14 protein-coding genes and 1 tRNA gene are annotated in these 15,552 nt (G+C 60.8%); 7 read left to right on the plus strand and 8 right to left on the minus strand.

The window, feature by feature from the left end:
- Positions 1-207: 207 nt before the first annotated feature.
- The 5 genes from ACTJJ7_RS04470 (at position 208) to ACTJJ7_RS04490 (ending at position 5,786) form a co-directional block, all read left to right on the plus strand.
- Positions 208-1,005, plus strand: coding sequence for a hypothetical protein (locus ACTJJ7_RS04470; protein WP_440965618.1), 798 nt, complete (start codon positions 208-210; stop codon positions 1,003-1,005).
- 197 nt (positions 1,006-1,202) lie between these two features.
- Positions 1,203-2,138 (plus strand): sugar ABC transporter substrate-binding protein, encoded by a 936-nt coding sequence (locus tag ACTJJ7_RS04475; protein ID WP_440965620.1) that lies wholly within the window; start codon positions 1,203-1,205, stop codon positions 2,136-2,138.
- A 59-nt stretch (positions 2,139-2,197) separates the two neighbouring features.
- Positions 2,198-3,766 carry a sugar ABC transporter ATP-binding protein gene (locus ACTJJ7_RS04480; protein WP_440965621.1) on the plus strand — a complete coding sequence of 523 codons (1,569 nt, stop codon included), beginning with the start codon at positions 2,198-2,200 and terminating at the stop codon, positions 3,764-3,766.
- Complete coding sequence (locus tag ACTJJ7_RS04485; RefSeq protein WP_105737123.1) at positions 3,753-4,754, plus strand: ABC transporter permease; 1,002 nt, start codon at positions 3,753-3,755, stop codon at positions 4,752-4,754. The genes ACTJJ7_RS04480 and ACTJJ7_RS04485 overlap by 14 nt, the downstream gene beginning before the upstream one ends.
- Before the next feature lie 57 nt (positions 4,755-4,811).
- Positions 4,812-5,786, plus strand: coding sequence for a LacI family DNA-binding transcriptional regulator (locus ACTJJ7_RS04490; RefSeq protein ID WP_440965623.1), 975 nt, complete (start codon positions 4,812-4,814; stop codon positions 5,784-5,786).
- 6 nt (positions 5,787-5,792) lie between these two features.
- Here the strand turns inward: ACTJJ7_RS04490 and ACTJJ7_RS04495 are convergent, their stop codons facing one another.
- The 6 genes from ACTJJ7_RS04495 to ACTJJ7_RS04520 form a co-directional block, all read right to left on the minus strand.
- Positions 5,793-6,248 carry an RbsD/FucU family protein gene (locus tag ACTJJ7_RS04495; RefSeq protein WP_130268885.1) on the minus strand — a complete coding sequence of 152 codons (456 nt, stop codon included), beginning with the start codon at positions 6,246-6,248 and terminating at the stop codon, positions 5,793-5,795.
- Positions 6,249-6,279: 31 nt separating this feature from the next.
- Positions 6,280-7,209, minus strand: a complete 930-nt coding sequence (gene rbsK / locus ACTJJ7_RS04500) for a ribokinase (protein ID WP_440965625.1) — start codon at positions 7,207-7,209, stop codon at positions 6,280-6,282.
- 72 nt (positions 7,210-7,281) lie between these two features.
- Positions 7,282-8,277, minus strand: coding sequence for an ABC transporter permease (locus tag ACTJJ7_RS04505; protein ID WP_130268883.1), 996 nt, complete (start codon positions 8,275-8,277; stop codon positions 7,282-7,284).
- A 17-nt stretch (positions 8,278-8,294) separates the two neighbouring features.
- A complete protein-coding gene (locus ACTJJ7_RS04510) occupies positions 8,295-9,272 on the minus strand; it encodes an ABC transporter permease (protein ID WP_105737113.1) in 978 nt (325 codons plus the stop codon).
- Positions 9,269-10,768 carry a sugar ABC transporter ATP-binding protein gene (locus tag ACTJJ7_RS04515; RefSeq protein ID WP_105737111.1) on the minus strand — a complete coding sequence of 500 codons (1,500 nt, stop codon included), beginning with the start codon at positions 10,766-10,768 and terminating at the stop codon, positions 9,269-9,271. The genes ACTJJ7_RS04510 and ACTJJ7_RS04515 overlap by 4 nt, the downstream gene beginning before the upstream one ends.
- Positions 10,769-10,821: 53 nt before the next feature.
- Positions 10,822-11,865: an autoinducer 2 ABC transporter substrate-binding protein gene (locus ACTJJ7_RS04520; protein WP_105737109.1), complete on the minus strand. Its 1,044-nt coding sequence runs from the start codon at positions 11,863-11,865 to the stop codon at positions 10,822-10,824.
- 428 nt (positions 11,866-12,293) lie between these two features.
- On the opposite strand from ACTJJ7_RS04520, the gene ACTJJ7_RS04525 reads away from it, so the two are divergent.
- Positions 12,294-13,262, plus strand: coding sequence for an NAD-dependent epimerase/dehydratase family protein (locus ACTJJ7_RS04525; RefSeq protein ID WP_440965627.1), 969 nt, complete (start codon positions 12,294-12,296; stop codon positions 13,260-13,262).
- Between the two features lie 46 nt (positions 13,263-13,308).
- Here ACTJJ7_RS04525 and ACTJJ7_RS04530 read toward each other — a convergent pair.
- Positions 13,309-13,383, minus strand: a tRNA-Gln gene (locus ACTJJ7_RS04530).
- A 220-nt stretch (positions 13,384-13,603) separates the two neighbouring features.
- On the opposite strand from ACTJJ7_RS04530, the gene ACTJJ7_RS04535 reads away from it, so the two are divergent.
- Entirely contained in the window at positions 13,604-14,560 is a 957-nt protein-coding gene (locus ACTJJ7_RS04535; RefSeq protein ID WP_440965879.1) for a glycoside hydrolase, read from the plus strand.
- On the opposite strand, the gene ACTJJ7_RS04540 is transcribed toward ACTJJ7_RS04535, so the two are convergent.
- Positions 14,561-15,484, minus strand: coding sequence for a glycosyltransferase (locus ACTJJ7_RS04540; RefSeq protein WP_440965629.1), 924 nt, complete (start codon positions 15,482-15,484; stop codon positions 14,561-14,563).
- Between the last annotated feature and the right edge of the window lie 68 nt (positions 15,485-15,552).

Consider the following 15,552-nt stretch of genomic DNA (forward strand, 5'->3'; position numbering starts at 1 on the left):
GCAGGAGCCCGGCTTTTTCAAAAAAGCCAAACCGTGGAAAATTGATCCAGCCGGTTTCCCGGCCCCCGACCCTGCCTTCACTCACCATTTATGCCGTTGAAATGCGGCCAACCATCTACGACTTTAGTCTAACAATGCGATTGACCAGGATCAGCAACTCTCATAGATGGACTGGCACTTTAACACTTTTTTCCGCTGGAATAGTTCATGGATATTTGCACCTTCTGGTATGGCCCGCGCCTTCGGGAGGTGGACCGGGTCTGTCTGGCATCGATGGTGATGACCGGACAGCGGGTAAAGCTCTACGCGTTCGACGAGATTGCAAACCTTCCCAAGGGCATCGAGATTTGCGATGCGGCGCCGATACTGGACAAAAAATACCTCCGGCGCATCGATCCGGATTTCCCCGATATCGAGAACCCCGGTCACGTCGTATCGCAGTTCAGCGACCTGTTTCGCGTCACGCTGATGAAGAAACAGCAGGGCGTTTGGCTTGATACCGACATGTACCTGATGAAACAGTTTCATCCGGCGACCGACAAGCCTTATCTCGCCCGGGAGAACCACTTCCGCCTTGGTGTATCGGCGATGTATCTGCCGCCGGACAACCCCGTCATCGGTGAGTTCGATGCCTATATGGAAGGAACGGTCGTGGTTCCGCCATGGCTGGGCTTTCGCCGCCGCGTCATGCGCCCGGCATGGTTCCGGATGACCGGACAGAAGGTAACGCCCGCCACCATCGGCATCACCGCCTTCGCCAATGACGGCATTTCGCGCATGGCCAAGCGTTACGGTTTCTTCAAGGATGCCGCGCCGAAGGAAAACTTCTATTACTGGACGGCCCGCGATGCCCTGCGCATCTTTGACCCGGCCTATGGCCTCGAACCGCTCGACCATCCGGATTTCATCGGCTTCCACGTTCACAAGAAAGACCCGACCAACCAGCCGCTTGTTCCCGGCAGTTTTTACCACTGGGCTGCCAACCGCGTCGCGGATTATCTGTAAGTTTCCTTAGGCAGCGTTCCGTTGGCCCGCGTCTGCCTATCTCTCGAATGAAACGTTTCATATTGACATCCCGCTCATCTTCGGGCTCCTATTACGCTGGGACGAGGCTATTGCGCCCGCGCAATGAAACGTTTCATCGCCATGTTGGAGGACGTGGCAAACCGTTGAACGTCTTTTGTCATTCTGGGAGGAATACAATGAAATTCGCACGTCTTATCGCCGCCAGCATCCTGGCCGGCACGCTCGCCATGCCGGCCGCCAGCTTTGCCGCCGACAAACCTGTCGTCGGGCTCGTGATGAAGTCCCTCGCCAATGAATTCTTCAAGAACATGCTTGAGGGTGCAAAAGCCCACGAGGTCAAGCGCGGCGACTACACGCTGAAGGCCGTCGGCATGCAGTCCGAGACCGATGTCGAGACGCAGATCAATGCCATCGAGAGCTTCATCACCCAGAAGGTCGATGCCATCGTTGTTGCCCCCTCCGATTCCCGTGCGCTCGTGCCGCCGATCAAGCGTGCCGTGGATGCCGGTATCACCGTCGTCAATTTCGACGTGGCGCTGGATGACAAGGCCAAGCAGGAGGCAGGCCTGAAGCTCGCCTTTGTCGGCCCCGATAACCGCGAAGGCGCCAAGATGGCCGGTGAGGCGCTGGCCAAGAAACTGGGTGCGGGCGCCAAGGTCGTCATCATCGAAGGCAATCCGGGTGCCGACAATGCGGCTCAGCGCAAGCTCGGCTTCATGGACTCCGTCACGGCGGGCAAGCTCGACTTGCTCGACTCGCGCACCGCCCATTGGGAAACCGAAGAAGCCAACACCGTATTCTCCAACATGCTGACCGCCCATCCGGATATCCAGGGCGTGATGGCGGCCAATGACTCCATGGTCCTCGGCGTCGTCAAGGCCATCGAAGCGGCTGGTAAAACAGGCAAGATCGAAGTTGTCGGCTTTGACAACATCCCGGCGGTCCAGCCGCTGCTGAAGGAAAAGAAGCTGCTTGCCACGGTCGACCAGTTTGGCCAGCTGATGGCCGCCAACGCCATCGACAAGGCGCTTGGTGTGGTGGCTGGCGGCAAGCCGCTCGAAGGCTGGGTCAAGACCGATATCAAGCTCGTGACATCGGACGACGTGAAGTAACACAGGGTAGAACCGCGGCTGTGCCTGCTCCGGCACAGCCGCCAACCGGGTCGATGATCATGGAAAACCCTGACATGGCAGGCGCAGCCGCTCCGGCACCGGCTGGTGCTGCGCCGGTGATTGAACTCTCCGGCGTCAAGAAGCGCTTTGGCGGCGTTGTCGCCCTCAACGGCGTCAGCTTTTCACTGCGCCCCGGCGAAGTGCATGCGCTCGTCGGCGAAAATGGCGCGGGCAAATCGACGCTGATCAAGATTCTGTGCGGGATCATCCAGCGGGATGCCGGGTCGATCACGCTGGGCGGCGAGACCTACGACCCGCACACCCCAGGCGATGCCAAGAAGGCTGGCATTCAGGTGGTGCACCAGGAATTCAATCTGCTGCCCTACCTCTCCGTTGCCGAAAACATCTGCTTTGAAGACATGCCGCGCAAGGCGTTCGGCATGGTTGATTATCCCACGCTCTACGCAAAAGCCCGCAAGGCGCTCGATGCCATCGGTCTGGGGGATGTCGATGTGCGCCGTCCGGTGGAATCCCTCGGCGTGGCGCACCGCCAGCTGGTGGAAATCGCCCGGGCGCTGATGGGCGAAAGCCGCATTCTCATTCTCGACGAGCCGACCGCAACCCTGACCGCGCGCGAGACCGAACGGCTGTTCCAGATCATCGCCGCCCTGAAGGCCAAAGGCGTCGCTGTCGTGTTTGTCTCGCACCACCTCAACGAGGTGTTCTCGATCTGCGACCGGGTCACGGTCCTGCGCAACGGCGAATCCGTCATGACGGCGGATATTGCGGGCACGACGACCGATCAGCTGGTCACCAACATGGTCGGGCGCCAGCTTGCCGCCGCCATGGCCGCCGCGCGTGATCTCGACACGGGCGGCCGCACCGCGCTTTCCCTGCGCAACCTGCGCCATCCCGCCTCCCCGCACGCGGAAGGCGTTTCGTTCGACCTGCATTACGGTGAAATCCTCGGCATCGCCGGACTGGTCGGCTCCGGCCGCACCGAGCTGCTGCGCTCGATCTTCGCCGCCGACCTGCCTCTCTCCGGCACGATTGAACGCGACGGCCAGCCGCGCCACTACCGCAATCCCAAGCAGGCCATTCGTGACGGCATCGGCTTCGTCACGGAAGACCGCAAGGAAGAGGGCCTGATCCTCGGCATGGCAATTGCGGCCAATGTCACGCTGGCGAGCCTGCGCAAGATTTCGCGGCTCGGCCTTCTCGACAAGCGCGAGGAAACCCGGCTGACGCGCGCGCTCGGCGGCGAGATCAAGCTGAAATACGGCGACACCGCCGATGCGGTTTCCACACTCTCCGGTGGAAACCAGCAAAAGGTCGTCCTGGCCAAATGGCTGGCGAACAACCCGAAAATCCTGCTGCTCGACGAGCCGACCCGCGGTGTCGATGTCGGCGCCAAGGCCGAAATCTACGCGCTGCTGCGCGGCCTTTCGGAAAAGGGGCTGGCGCTGCTCATCGTCTCCTCGGAACTGCCCGAGCTCATCACCCTCAGCGACCGCATTCTCGTCATGTCCAAACACCGCATTGCCGGAGAAGTGGCACGCGCGGACTTTTCCGAAGAGCGCATCCTGAACTTTGCCTACAAGGACGAACGCAACCATGGACACCACTGATTTGACCACGGCACAGGCGGGCAGCAAAACCATCGCCACCACGACCAAGACCGTGCTGCGCGAAGCGGGCATCGGCATCGCGCTCATCGCGCTGATCATCGTGTTTTCCTTCACGCCGCACTTCCTGTCCTCCAGCAATGTCACCAATATCCTGACGCAGGTGACGATCAATCTGGTGCTGTCCATCGGCATGACCTTCGTCATCCTCATCGGCGGCATCGATCTTTCGGTCGGCTCCGTCCTGTCCTTCTGCGCCGTCGTGGCGGGCACGGTGATGACCCTGCCGGGGCTTGACCCTGCAGTCGCGGTGTTTCTTGCCACCATCAGCGCCATCGTGGCCGGTATCGGCTTCGGCCTCCTCAACGGCCTGATCAGCGCCTGGTGGGCGATCCCCTCCTTCATCGTCACGCTGGGAACGCTCAACATTGCCCGCGGCGCGGCGCTGCAGGTCACCAATGCATCGACCATCTATTCCTTCCCGGCCGCCTTCAACGCCTTCGGCTCGCAAACCTTCTACGGCATTCCGCTCCTGTTCCTGATTGCGCTGGTGCTGGTGGCAATCGGCTGGTTCGTGCTGACCAAGACCGTGTTCGGCCGCGTGCTCTACGGCATCGGCAACAATGAGGAAGCGGCCCGCCTCGCCGGACACAACGTGTTCTTTTACAAGGTGGCGGCATTCACCATCTGCGGCGTTCTCGTCGGTATCGGCGCGATCATCTACATGGCCCGCCTGAATATCGCCAGCCCGATCATCGGCATCGGTTTTGAGCTCAATGCCATCGCCGCCGTCATCATTGGCGGCACGAGCCTCAGCGGCGGGCGCGGCAGCATTGTCGGCACCCTGCTCGGGGCCTGCATCATCGGCGTGCTCGCCAATGGCCTCATCCTGCTCGGCCTCAGCGATTTCATGCGCCAGATGATCACCGGATTTGTGATTATCCTTGCAGTAATCCTTGACAAATATCGTGAAAGATTGACGAAAGCATAGGGGATATATGGCGTTGCCGGCTTCACACGGCACCCGCAACAGGTCAGGCATGGGAAGATGGTCAATATCAAGGATGTAGCAGCACGGGCCAATGTTTCCGTCGGCACGGTTTCACGCGTGCTGGCGAAGAACGAGACCGTCGGCAAGGAACTGCGTGAACTGGTGGAAGCCACCATCCGCGAGCTGAATTTCCGCCCGAACGGTGTGGCACGCGGCCTGCGCCGCAGCCGCACCGACATGATCGGCCTCGTCATTCCCGATATCACCAACCCGTTCTTTGCCGAACTGGCCAAGCATGTGGAGGCGATTGCCTCGCAGGCCGGTTTCTCCGTGCTCCTGTCGATCACCAATGACGATCCGAAGATCGAACTGGCGCAGATCAACAGCCTGCTCAAAAGCTATCCCACCGGCCTCATCGTCGTGCCGACGCAGTTCGGCGCCTCGAAAGGCTGGAGCAGCGACGTGGCGACGGTCGCCGTTGACCGGCGTTTTGCCGGCCTCCCGCTCATATCCGTCAACCACTACCGGGGCGCGGGCCTTGCCGCCGCACATCTCGTGGCGCTTGGCCATGAGCGCATTGCCTATATCGCCGGTTCCGCCGATGCGCCGGTTTCGCGCGAACGGCGCGCCGGTTTCCTCAACCTGCTTGGCACGGCGGGGGTACGCTGCGAGGCGGTCGAGGGCCATTTCGACTACGCATCGGGTGAAACGCTCGGGCGCTTCCTGCTTGACCGGCCGCCGCATGAGCGCCCGACCGCCATTGCCACGGCCAGCGACCAGCAAGCCATCGGTCTTCTGCGCGCGGCCAGCGATCTCGATCTCAAGGTGCCGGATGACGTGTCGATCATCGGGTTCGATGATATTCCGCTGGCCAATCTGGTGACGCCGCGCCTGACCACCATCAGCCAGCCCGTCGAACAGATCGCCGCGCGGGCGTTTGCCGCCATCACGGGTACCGACAACGGGCCTTTGCAGGATGACTATCTCGAGGCAACGCTGGTGGTGCGCGGTTCGACGGCGCCGCCGCGCTAGATTGCGTCAGACTGCATCAGGCGCAATCACGCCCTTGGTGAGGATAAAACAGCCATAGAAGCGCCGCTCGCCCGTGGCGATGACGCAATAGGCATTCTTGGCGTGCTCATAGAAGGCCATGCGGTCGATGGACACCATCGGCCAGTGCTTGCCCTCGGCGGCATCGATTTCCGCCTGCATTTCCTTCTGCACATCCGGTATCTCGTCGGGGCTGCCGACGATTTCCATGCGCGCGGCGGCATCGTCGATGAAGGTATCGAGCGGCATGACCGACAGAATGGCCCTGGCGGCACGCGGCGCGCTGACATTATCGATCCGCAGCAGGCGGCCGAGGCGGGTCTGCCGGGCGATGGAATCGCCGGGGAAATTCGTATCGCAAATGACCAGGCGATCGCCGTGCCCCATGGACTTCAGCGCATAGAGGACATCGGCATTCAGCAGCGGATCGAGATTTTTCAGCACGGTTGTTTCCTCATTCTTGCAGGTATTGGCCTTATGCCCTGGTGGCAGCGACGAAGGCCTCGAACTCTGCCGTCGTCGCATAGGATTTCTGCGTGCCCGGACGCGTGATCGAATCCGCCGCATAGAGCGCGGCCTTCTTCAGCGAGGCTTCCAGCTCCCTGGTCTCGACATAGAAGCGGGCAAAGCTGCCAATGAAGGCATCGCCGGCGCCGGTCGTGTCCTTCGGCTTGACCTTGACCGGTTCGATCATGGTCGACTTTTCAGCCGTAATCAGCCGCGCACCGCGCGAGCCGAGCGTGACGATGACGGTGCGGATACCCCGGGTGATCAGCGCATGGGCGGCCTGTTCGATCTGCTCATCCGTGTCGGTGGGCATGCCGGTCAGAAGCGCCAGCTCGCTCTCGTTCGGCACCACGAAGGTGACTTTGGCAACCTTCGCGGCATCCAGACCGGGCGCGGCGGGAGCCGGATTGAGAATGGTCTCGATACCGTGTTTCTCGGCGAAGGCAGCGGTGTAGTAGACCGTCTCCAGCGGCACTTCCAGCTGCATCAGGATCAGATCGCATTGCTTCAGGTCTTCGGCCGCCGCATCGATATCAGCGGGCTTGAGATCATTGTTGGCGCCCTTGATGATCAGGATCGAATTCTCGCCTGTTTCGTCGACGAAAATCGGCGCGACGCCGCTGGACTGCCCGGCCACCATGCCGACATGGCTGATGTCGATGCCGTTGTTCCTCAGATTGTCGATGGTGCTCTGGCCGAACACGTCATCGCCCACCTTGGTCACCATCATCACCTCGGCGCCGAGCCGGGCGGCCGCCACGGCCTGATTGGCACCCTTGCCGCCGAACCCCATGGCAAATGCCGGTGCTTCCAGGGTTTCGCCGGGCGCCGGCATGCGGATGATCGACGTGACGAGATCGGTCATGTTGCTGCCGACGACTGCAATGCGACGAGCCATATGTGTATTCCTTGCCTTATCCGTAGTGTTTGAAATTGCTCTATATCAATGATTTCGCGAAAGAAACATGCCCTACCTGTCACTGTTCCTGAAGGCGTTGAGCGCGATGACCAGCAGCAGGAAACCACCCCAGATGAAGTCGATCAGATGGTTGGAAAAACGCAGGATCTGGAAGCCGGACGACAGCAGCATCAGCGCGATCAGGGCAATCGAAACCCCGAGCACCCTGCCCTTACCACCAGCCGGATTGGTACCGCCCAGCACGGCGATCAGGATGGCCTGCAGGAGATAGGATGCGCCATAATCGGACTTGGCCGCATTGGTCCGGCCCGACAGGATGATCCCGGCAATGGCGGCGAGCAGCCCGGTCATCATGTAGGAGTAGAAAATCATCCGGTCCTTGCGCAGACCGGCAAAGATGGCGGCGCGCGGATTGGTGCCGATCAGCATCAGGTTGACGCCGAGGGTGGTGCGCGTCAGCAGGACAGCGACGGCACCCGCAACGATGACAAACAGGATGAACGGCGTGGCGATGCCGAGAATCTTGCCGTTGCCGATAAAGTTCCAGGCATCCGGGAAACCGACAATCGCCGGGCCGCCGGTGAGGACCACGGCAAGACCGGTAAAGATCTGCCCGGTGCCCAGCGTCGCCAGGATCGGCGTGATGCGCAGTTTCGAGATGAGGAAGCCGTTGAGCACTCCGGCGAGCAGGCCGATGGCGAGCGCCATCAGGACGCCGATGCCAGTATACAGCAGCACCATGCCGGTGGACTGGCTGGTTCCGACGATCACCGAATGGAAGAACACACCGGCAAGGATACCGGCGAGATTGGCGATACCCACCACCGAAAGGTCAATGCCGCCGGTCAGCATGGCGATCATCATGGCAATGGCGAGGATGCCGAGTTCCGGCATGATGTAGGTGATGGACTCGAAATTGTAGTAGCGCAGGAACTTGTCCGGGTTGAGATAGGACATCAGCGCGAAGACGAGCACGGTGATGACGAGCAGTTGCAGGATGTTGCGGTCCTGTCCGAAAATGCGCTTGGCGAATGAGCTGTTTTGCATGATGACGTTCCCTGCTCTCACACCAGTTTCTTGCGGTCGCGCCAGGCGGTCAGCGCTGTCGCAACGATAATGATCAGGCCGACGACGACACGCTGCCACGTGGTGTCGACCTTCATGATGATCAGGCTGTTCTTGACCATGACAAGCATGAACACCCCGAGCAGCGTGCCGATGACGCTGCCGCGTCCGCCGAAGATCGAGGCGCCGCCAAGCACCACAGCGGCGATGACATCAAGCTCGAGCCCGGCGAAATCACGCGGATTGGCAAGCCAGATCATCGAGCCGTGCAGGAGACCGGCAAAGCCGGCAAGCGCCCCGGCAAAGCAATAGACGAAGAACAGCGTACGGCGGGTGTTGAAGCCGACACGGCTCGCCGCTTCCGGCGCGCCGCCCAGCGCAAAAATGCTGCGGCCCGCCATGGTGTGGCGCAGGAAAAGATGGGTTGCGAGGGCAAGGCCGAGATAGATCAGGATCATCGCCGTCAGGCCGAAATTGGTGCCGGTGGCCGAGGTCAGGCTGACAAGGTCGGTCTTGGCAAACGCGATCAGCTGCTGGGGCATCTTGTCGATGTTGATGACGCTGGTGCCGACAAGGCCAAGCAGCAATCCGCGCACGACACTGCCGGTGCCCAATGTCACGATCAGCGGAATCATCCGGAATGTGTGGATGAAAAACGCATTGAACGCGCCGAGAAACAGGCCAATGAGCGTCGCCGCGACGAAGGGCAGAAACACGCCCTCATAGCCGATATAGATCATCAGCTTGATGGTCAGGTACATGGCGGCGGCGGCAAAGGCGGTGAACGACACGTCGATGCCGCCCGAGATCATCACCACAAGCACGCCGAGCGCCATGATGCCGATGATGACGTTGCTGCGCAGGAGCCCGAACAGGTTATCCAGCGACCAGAAGGCCGGGTTGATCAGACCAATGATGATCATGGCGGCAAAGAGGATGCACGCGATGATGAATTCGGATCGGCGAAACAGAGTCATTTCAAGGCCTTCAGGCGGTCGTTTAGAGTGTCTTCATCCAAAACATCAGGGCCGATTTCATCGACGAAACGGCCGCGATGCATGATGATGACGCGGTTGCAGTTCTGCACCAGTTCGGGCACATCGTCCGATATCATCAACACGGCAAGGCCATCCTGGGTGGCGAGTTCGCGGATCTTGCGATGGATCTGCGCCTTGGAGCCGACATCGACACCGACGGTCGGGCCGTTGAGGATGAGCACCCGCGCACCCGTCAACAGCCAGCGCGCCAGCACCACGCGCTGCTGGTTGCCGCCGGAAAGATGGTTGACTGGTGTATAGGGTCCGGGCGCCGCGATCTGCATGGCGCCGAACATCGAGGTCGTGGCCTTCGCCGTCTTGCTGCGGTCGATGAAAAGGCCGCGGACAAAATTGTCGATGGATGTCGCCAGCATGTTGCGCTCGATCGACTGGGTCAGGAACAGGCCTTCGGTCAGCCGGTCTTCCGGCACATAGGCCAGGCCGCTGGCAATGGCTTCCTGCACCGTCCTGGGATGCACGCCGGTGCCGTCGACCTTGACGGTCCCGGTGAATTTTGGATGCATGCCGAACAGGGCCAGAGCCAGCTCCGTGCGGCCGGAGCCGATGAGCCCGGACAGGCCGACAATCTCGCCCGCATGCAATGTCAGATTGATATCATCGAGGCTTCCGGCAATGCTGAGATTGCGCACGTCGAGGCGCGGCAGCGTATCGCCCTTTGTCGGCTGCCAGCGATAGACCTGATCGGTGAGGTCATGCCCGGTCATGGCGCGGGTGATTGCAGGCTCGTCGAAATCGCCGATCGGGCCTTCGGCGACCTTCTTGCCGTTGCGCAGGACCGTCAGCCTTTCGCTGATCTCCAGCATTTCGCGCATCTTGTGGCTGACGAACAGCACGGCGATGCCCTGCGCCTGGATATCGCGCACAATGCGGAACAGCGCGTCAACCTCGTGCCGGGTCAGCGCCGTTGTCGGCTCGTCCATGATGATCAGGCGCGCATCGGCCATGACGGCACGGGCAATCGCCACGATCTGCTTGCCCGATGTCGGCAGCGTCTCGACATCGGCGTCGAGATCCATCGTCACGCCAAGCCGGGCGAGCGCCTTTTCGGCAAGTTCACGCACACGGCGCCAATTGACGGTGCGCTTGCCCTCCAGCAGCAGCGTGTTCAGCGCCAGATTTTCGGCAACGGTCAGATTTCCGAACAGGGAAAAATCCTGATAGATGACCTGAATGCCATGCTGCACCGACTGGGCGGGCGTCATGCCGGAGACCGGCTTGCCATCGATCAGGATTTCACCATCGGACGGCTGGTAGACGCCGGCCATGATCTTGATGATCGTCGATTTACCGGAACCGTTCTCTCCGGCGAGACAGTGGATTTCACCCGGCTTGATGGCGAGCGAGACAGCATCCAGCGCCACGAGGCCGCCGAAGCGCTTGCCGATATTTTTCAGTTCCAGAAGGTGTTCGCTCATGTGTTTCCTTTTATCCCCTCTGGGCTGCCGCCCAGAGGGGATAAGTGTTTCCCTTAGAAGTTGTAATCGCCCATATTGGCCGAGGTTACGCCGACCCAGCCTGCACCATAGAGCAGGTTCGGCTTGGATGCATCGGGCACGAGCAGGCTGTTGTAACCGGGCAGACCCAGATCAAGACCGGCCTTGATCTCGCCGTTCTTCTTTTCCAGCGCCATGACGGCCAGTTCGTTCATGGCGTAACCGGCAACGGCCGGATCCCAGAACTGGATGTACTGGATGTCGCCATTCTTGAGGTATTGGCCCGCAACCGAAACCAGACCCGTACCGGCAAAGAAGACCTTGCCCTTCAGGCCGCCTTCGGCGATCAGACGGCCAGCGCCCGCGGAGGTCGGCATGGGCGCACCCAGAATGCCTTTGACGTCCGGATAGGTGGTCATGGCTTCTTTCAGCTTGGTATAGTCCTGATTGGCATCGTCATAGGTTTCCAGACGTTCCGTCGCCAGCGACATCTCGGGAAAATTCTTCTTCTGGTATTCGATGGCACCATCGATCCAGTCCATCTGCGACTTCGAGGTCAGGCTGCCGACGGTGGCGAGATATTTGCCCTTGCCGCCCATGTCCTTGGCCAGAACTTCCATCAGCTTTGCGCCGTAGGCCTTGTTGTCGAAGGCTTCAAGCTCGTAATCGACATTGACGATGTTGGAGGCTTCATGCGCGATGACGACGATGCCGCGATCGCGCGCCTTCTTGAGAACCGGCTCGACCGCTTCGACGGAGAACGGCACGATGCAGATGGCATCGACGCCCTGCGCGATCAGGTTTTCCACGATCTGCACCTGCGCGGCGGCATCCGCCTGGCTCGGGCCGACCATCCACGCATCTGCGCCGGTCTCCGACTTGAACTGTTCAACGCCGGTGCGCATGCGGTCGAACCAGGCGATGCCATCGACCTTGACGACCGTGGCAATCGAATAGGTCTTGCCGCTGGCGGAGGTGACGTATTCCTTCTTGACCTTGGATGTATCGATGGCGCTGTCAGCCATGGCCGGCGTGGCAAGCGCCGCGACGATGGCGAGTGAAGCGAGCAGTTTTTTCACAGGTTTATCCTCCCTTGGTTTTGTCTTGCATTATCCCGGCCGTGCGCGAAGCGCCCGCCCTGAAATCCTTCTCATGCCGCGGAAAAATGCGTTGGCCCGACCATGCACACCAAACCCGGCCTGCCCCCCGACGGGTGCCGCAGCGTGATGTCAAAAGCTGTCAGATCAATCTGCGCCCAAGGTTCTCCCAAACCGGCACAAATGTGCTTCTCCCTGCGATTCATGCTTCATGAAACGTTTCATTTAACATTTCGGATCATGCGGGACTTGTCAATACGACTCAACCGAGATTGAACAAATGTTTACCGGGATATTGAATTGTCACGTAATTTTCGTCAGCTGCGGCGGGAATTCGAGCGTCCCCGGCATGAATATGGTTTGGTGCATTGATCCCCGGCGATACCTCTTGGTATGAGTGGCCTTCAGAAATGGGGTTTCACACAATGGTCAAGGGCAAGGTCCTCGTCACGGGCGCTTCCGGCTTCATCGGGCAGGAGCTTGTGCCTTACCTCATGGCCGCCGGTTATCAGGTGACGGGTGCCTCGCGCTCGCTGGCAAGCCCGGCGACCCTCCCGATTGAAACGATCCCTCTGCCCTCGCCCGCTGCCCCGGACGAGGATTTCGCGCGGCTGCTCGCCGGTTTCGATCATGTGGTGCATCTGGCCGCCATCGCCCACACGCGGCTACCGGAGGCGGCACAGCTCTACCACGATGTGAACTGTATCCTTGCCGCCAAACTCGCCAGGGCTGCGGATCAGGCGATCAGTGGAAAACTGGTGTTCCTCTCGTCAATCCGGGCGCAAGCGGGCGCCACGCAGGAGGGTCTGGTCACCGAGTTGTCACCGCCCCGGCCAAGCGATGATTACGGCCGGGCCAAACTTGCCGCCGAGGCGGAAATTGCCGAGGCCATGCCAAGGCGCAACTTTACCATCCTGCGTCCCGTCCTCGTGTACGGCCCCGGCGTGAAGGGCAACATGGCGGCGCTGATCAGGCTGGCGGCCCGCAAGATACCCCTGCCGCTGCAATCACTGACGGGACAGCGTTCGGTGCTTGACCGCTCGGCGCTGTGCCGCGCCATCCTCCACAGCCTGCACAGCACGAATACGGATGGCGGCATTTACATCGTCGCGGACCGGAAACCCATGACAGCGGCGGCAATCGTGACGGCGATCCGGCAGGGCCTGGGCCGCGATGCCGGACTGGTCAGCATTCCCGCCGGGCTCCTGCACCTCGCCGCTATCCTGACCGGCCAGCAGCAGCGCTGGCAAACCCTCAACGGCAATCTCGTGGCAAGCGCAGCCCTGCTGGAATCAACAGGCTGGGAACCGACCATTGATTCCGGGTTGCGGATTGCACAGTCGGTGTTGCCGGGGAACGGCGCAGCCGAACGGGACTGATTCCGCTTATGTAAATATATTCAATGGCTTGGATATTGCTGTGACATGGCTGGGGCGCCTGGATTCGAACCAGGGAATGGCGGTACCAAAAACCGCTGCCTTACCACTTGGCTACGCCCCAAAATGCCGATGCGGGTGCATTCAACCGCAGGACAGCGCGGCCTTATAACCTCTGGTTCCGGCTTGCGCAACGTGAATGATTGCCCAGTTTGTCGCTCTTTCACAATTGTTTCGGCATTATTTTCATGACAAGGGTGTGAACAATCGACCGACACGCAAATTGAGGACGACATCTCTTGCCCCTCATCCTGACCCTCGTCCTTGCCGCCACCATCGGCACCATGCTCCTGCTGGCCGGTCTCATCCAGTTGCTGCCGGGCCATTTCCTGGCCGCCGGCATCAATGAGCGCTCCAACCACACCCAGCCTGCGCGCCAGCTTGGCGGCCTTGCCATCGTGCCGGTCACCCTGGTGCTTCTCTGGCTGTTCGCCGCCCAGGCCGGTCTCGACCAGCGTTTTCTCGTCACCGCGACCATCGGCGCGCTGATCCTCTGGATCACGGGGATGCTCGACGACCGGCATCACCTGCCGGAAAGCATCCGGATCATCGCGCAGCTGACCGCAGCCTGCCTTTGCGTCTATGGCCTGGGCCCGGATTTTCGCCTGCTGCCGGATTTTTTCCCGGTCCTGCTTGAACGGGGCCTGCTTGTTCTGGCGCTGGTCTATTTCATCAACCTGACCAATTTCATGGACGGCCTCGACCTGATGGTCGTGTCCGGCATGGGCATTCCGCTTGCCTTTCTCGCGGGGTTCGCGGCCTTTGGCCTGGCGGGCATGGCCTGCGGCAGCATCGCAGCAGCCATTGCGGGAGGACTGGCGGGTTTTGCCCTGTTCAATCGCCCGAAGGCCACGGTTTTTCTCGGCGATTCCGGCAGCCTGCCACTTGGCCTGCTCTGCGGCCTTGCCTTTTTCATGGCCGCCCGCGACATGCGCATTGCCACCGGGCTGATCCTGCCGCTGTTTTTCATTGCCGATGCGACGACGACGCTGATCAAGCGCCTGCTCGAGGGCGACAATATTTTCGCCGCCCATTCCAAGCACGCCTATCAGATTGCCAAACGGTCGGGATGGAGCGTCTGGCAGGTTGTGCTCACGGTGGCCGGGCTGAATGTCATTCTGGGCATTTGCGCTCTGGCAGCGAGCTCCACCAGCATTGCGCTCCGGCTTGCCGGCATTCTGGCAGCGGTTGTTTGCGTCTGTGCCGTGCTCCTGCGCTTCCGCAGACGGACAGTGGCCTGATCAGAGCCTGCGGAAGATGGCAGCGAGATAAAGCCCGATCTGGCCCAGAAGGGTCTGCCGGTAAACGCCCGACTGATACAGCGCCAGAATGCGCCGGATGACATTGTCCGATCGCACCTTCCAGTAGAGATCGCAGATCGCCTGCGCTTCGGCCGTCAGCAGATCCCGGTTGCGCACCAGCCCCTGAATGTTGAGATCGGCCCGATCGGCGAACCGGACGGCAAAGCGGGCGCGCAAGGCAGCCAGTTGCCCCTGCCATCCCGCACCCTGGCGCGCCTGGCGGTCACGCACCAGCGGCTGCGGGTCAAAATGCACCACGCCACCGGCGCCGGAAACAATCAGATACAACCACCAGTCATGGCTGGAAAATTGCGTCGTCCGGCACGACGCCGCGAGAAGATCGTGCGCCTTGCGGTTGAAAAGCATCGTGCAGCCAGCGGCGATATTCTGGACCAGCGCATTGCGGAATTCCGCCGGGCGCGCATAAAGCGGCGACGAACCAAGGATGGCGCCATTTTCGGCGATGGTAAGCGTCCGGGAGCAGAAGACGGATGGCACGGCAAAGGCATTGTGCTCGATCCAGCGGATGGAGGCGGCAAGCTTTTCCGGCTCCCAGATATCGTCCTGATCGGCAAAGGCATAATAGTCCGCCTGAATGGCGGGATTGGTGATCAGGAAGCGCAAATTTTCGCTTCGCCCCTCGCCCGCGCCATGCAACAGGGTCATCCGGCCCTTGGTCCAGCGCCGCGCCCATTGCTGCAGGATCGTCCGGCTGTCGTCCGTCGACCCGTCATCCGAGATCCACAGATCGATATCGGGGTAGGTTTGCGCGGCGATGGAGGCCAATTGCGCATCGAGAAATGCGGCACCATTGAAGGTTTCCAGGAGAACGGCAACCGTTCCCGATGATGGAGCCCTTTTCAACAACCGCTATCCCGCTCTGTGTCTGTTTCGGTGAAACCAGTGCAGGTGTTTCTGCACGGGAATCTGGC

The sequence above is a fragment of the Phyllobacterium sp. 22229 genome (assembly GCF_052056495.1).
In the GTDB taxonomy this organism is placed as follows: domain Bacteria; phylum Pseudomonadota; class Alphaproteobacteria; order Rhizobiales; family Rhizobiaceae; genus Phyllobacterium; species Phyllobacterium myrsinacearum.

Bases quoted from the DNA above. Each gene is read 5' to 3' on its own strand.
- ACTJJ7_RS04470 (WP_440965618.1), top strand. From the start codon at position 208: ATGGATATTTGCACCTTCTGGTATGGCCCGCGCCTTCGGGAGGTGGAC.
- ACTJJ7_RS04475 (WP_440965620.1), top strand. From the start codon at position 1,203: ATGAAATTCGCACGTCTTATCGCCGCCAGCATCCTGGCCGGCACGCTC.
- ACTJJ7_RS04480 (WP_440965621.1), top strand. From the start codon at position 2,198: ATGGAAAACCCTGACATGGCAGGCGCAGCCGCTCCGGCACCGGCTGGT.
- ACTJJ7_RS04485 (WP_105737123.1), top strand. From the start codon at position 3,753: ATGGACACCACTGATTTGACCACGGCACAGGCGGGCAGCAAAACCATC.
- ACTJJ7_RS04490 (WP_440965623.1), top strand. From the start codon at position 4,812: ATGGTCAATATCAAGGATGTAGCAGCACGGGCCAATGTTTCCGTCGGC.
- rbsK (WP_440965625.1), bottom strand. From the start codon at position 7,209: ATGGCTCGTCGCATTGCAGTCGTCGGCAGCAACATGACCGATCTCGTC.
- ACTJJ7_RS04505 (WP_130268883.1), bottom strand. From the start codon at position 8,277: ATGCAAAACAGCTCATTCGCCAAGCGCATTTTCGGACAGGACCGCAAC.
- ACTJJ7_RS04510 (WP_105737113.1), bottom strand. From the start codon at position 9,272: ATGACTCTGTTTCGCCGATCCGAATTCATCATCGCGTGCATCCTCTTT.
- ACTJJ7_RS04515 (WP_105737111.1), bottom strand. From the start codon at position 10,768: ATGAGCGAACACCTTCTGGAACTGAAAAATATCGGCAAGCGCTTCGGC.
- ACTJJ7_RS04525 (WP_440965627.1), top strand. From the start codon at position 12,294: ATGGGGTTTCACACAATGGTCAAGGGCAAGGTCCTCGTCACGGGCGCT.
- ACTJJ7_RS04535 (WP_440965879.1), top strand. From the start codon at position 13,604: ATGCTCCTGCTGGCCGGTCTCATCCAGTTGCTGCCGGGCCATTTCCTG.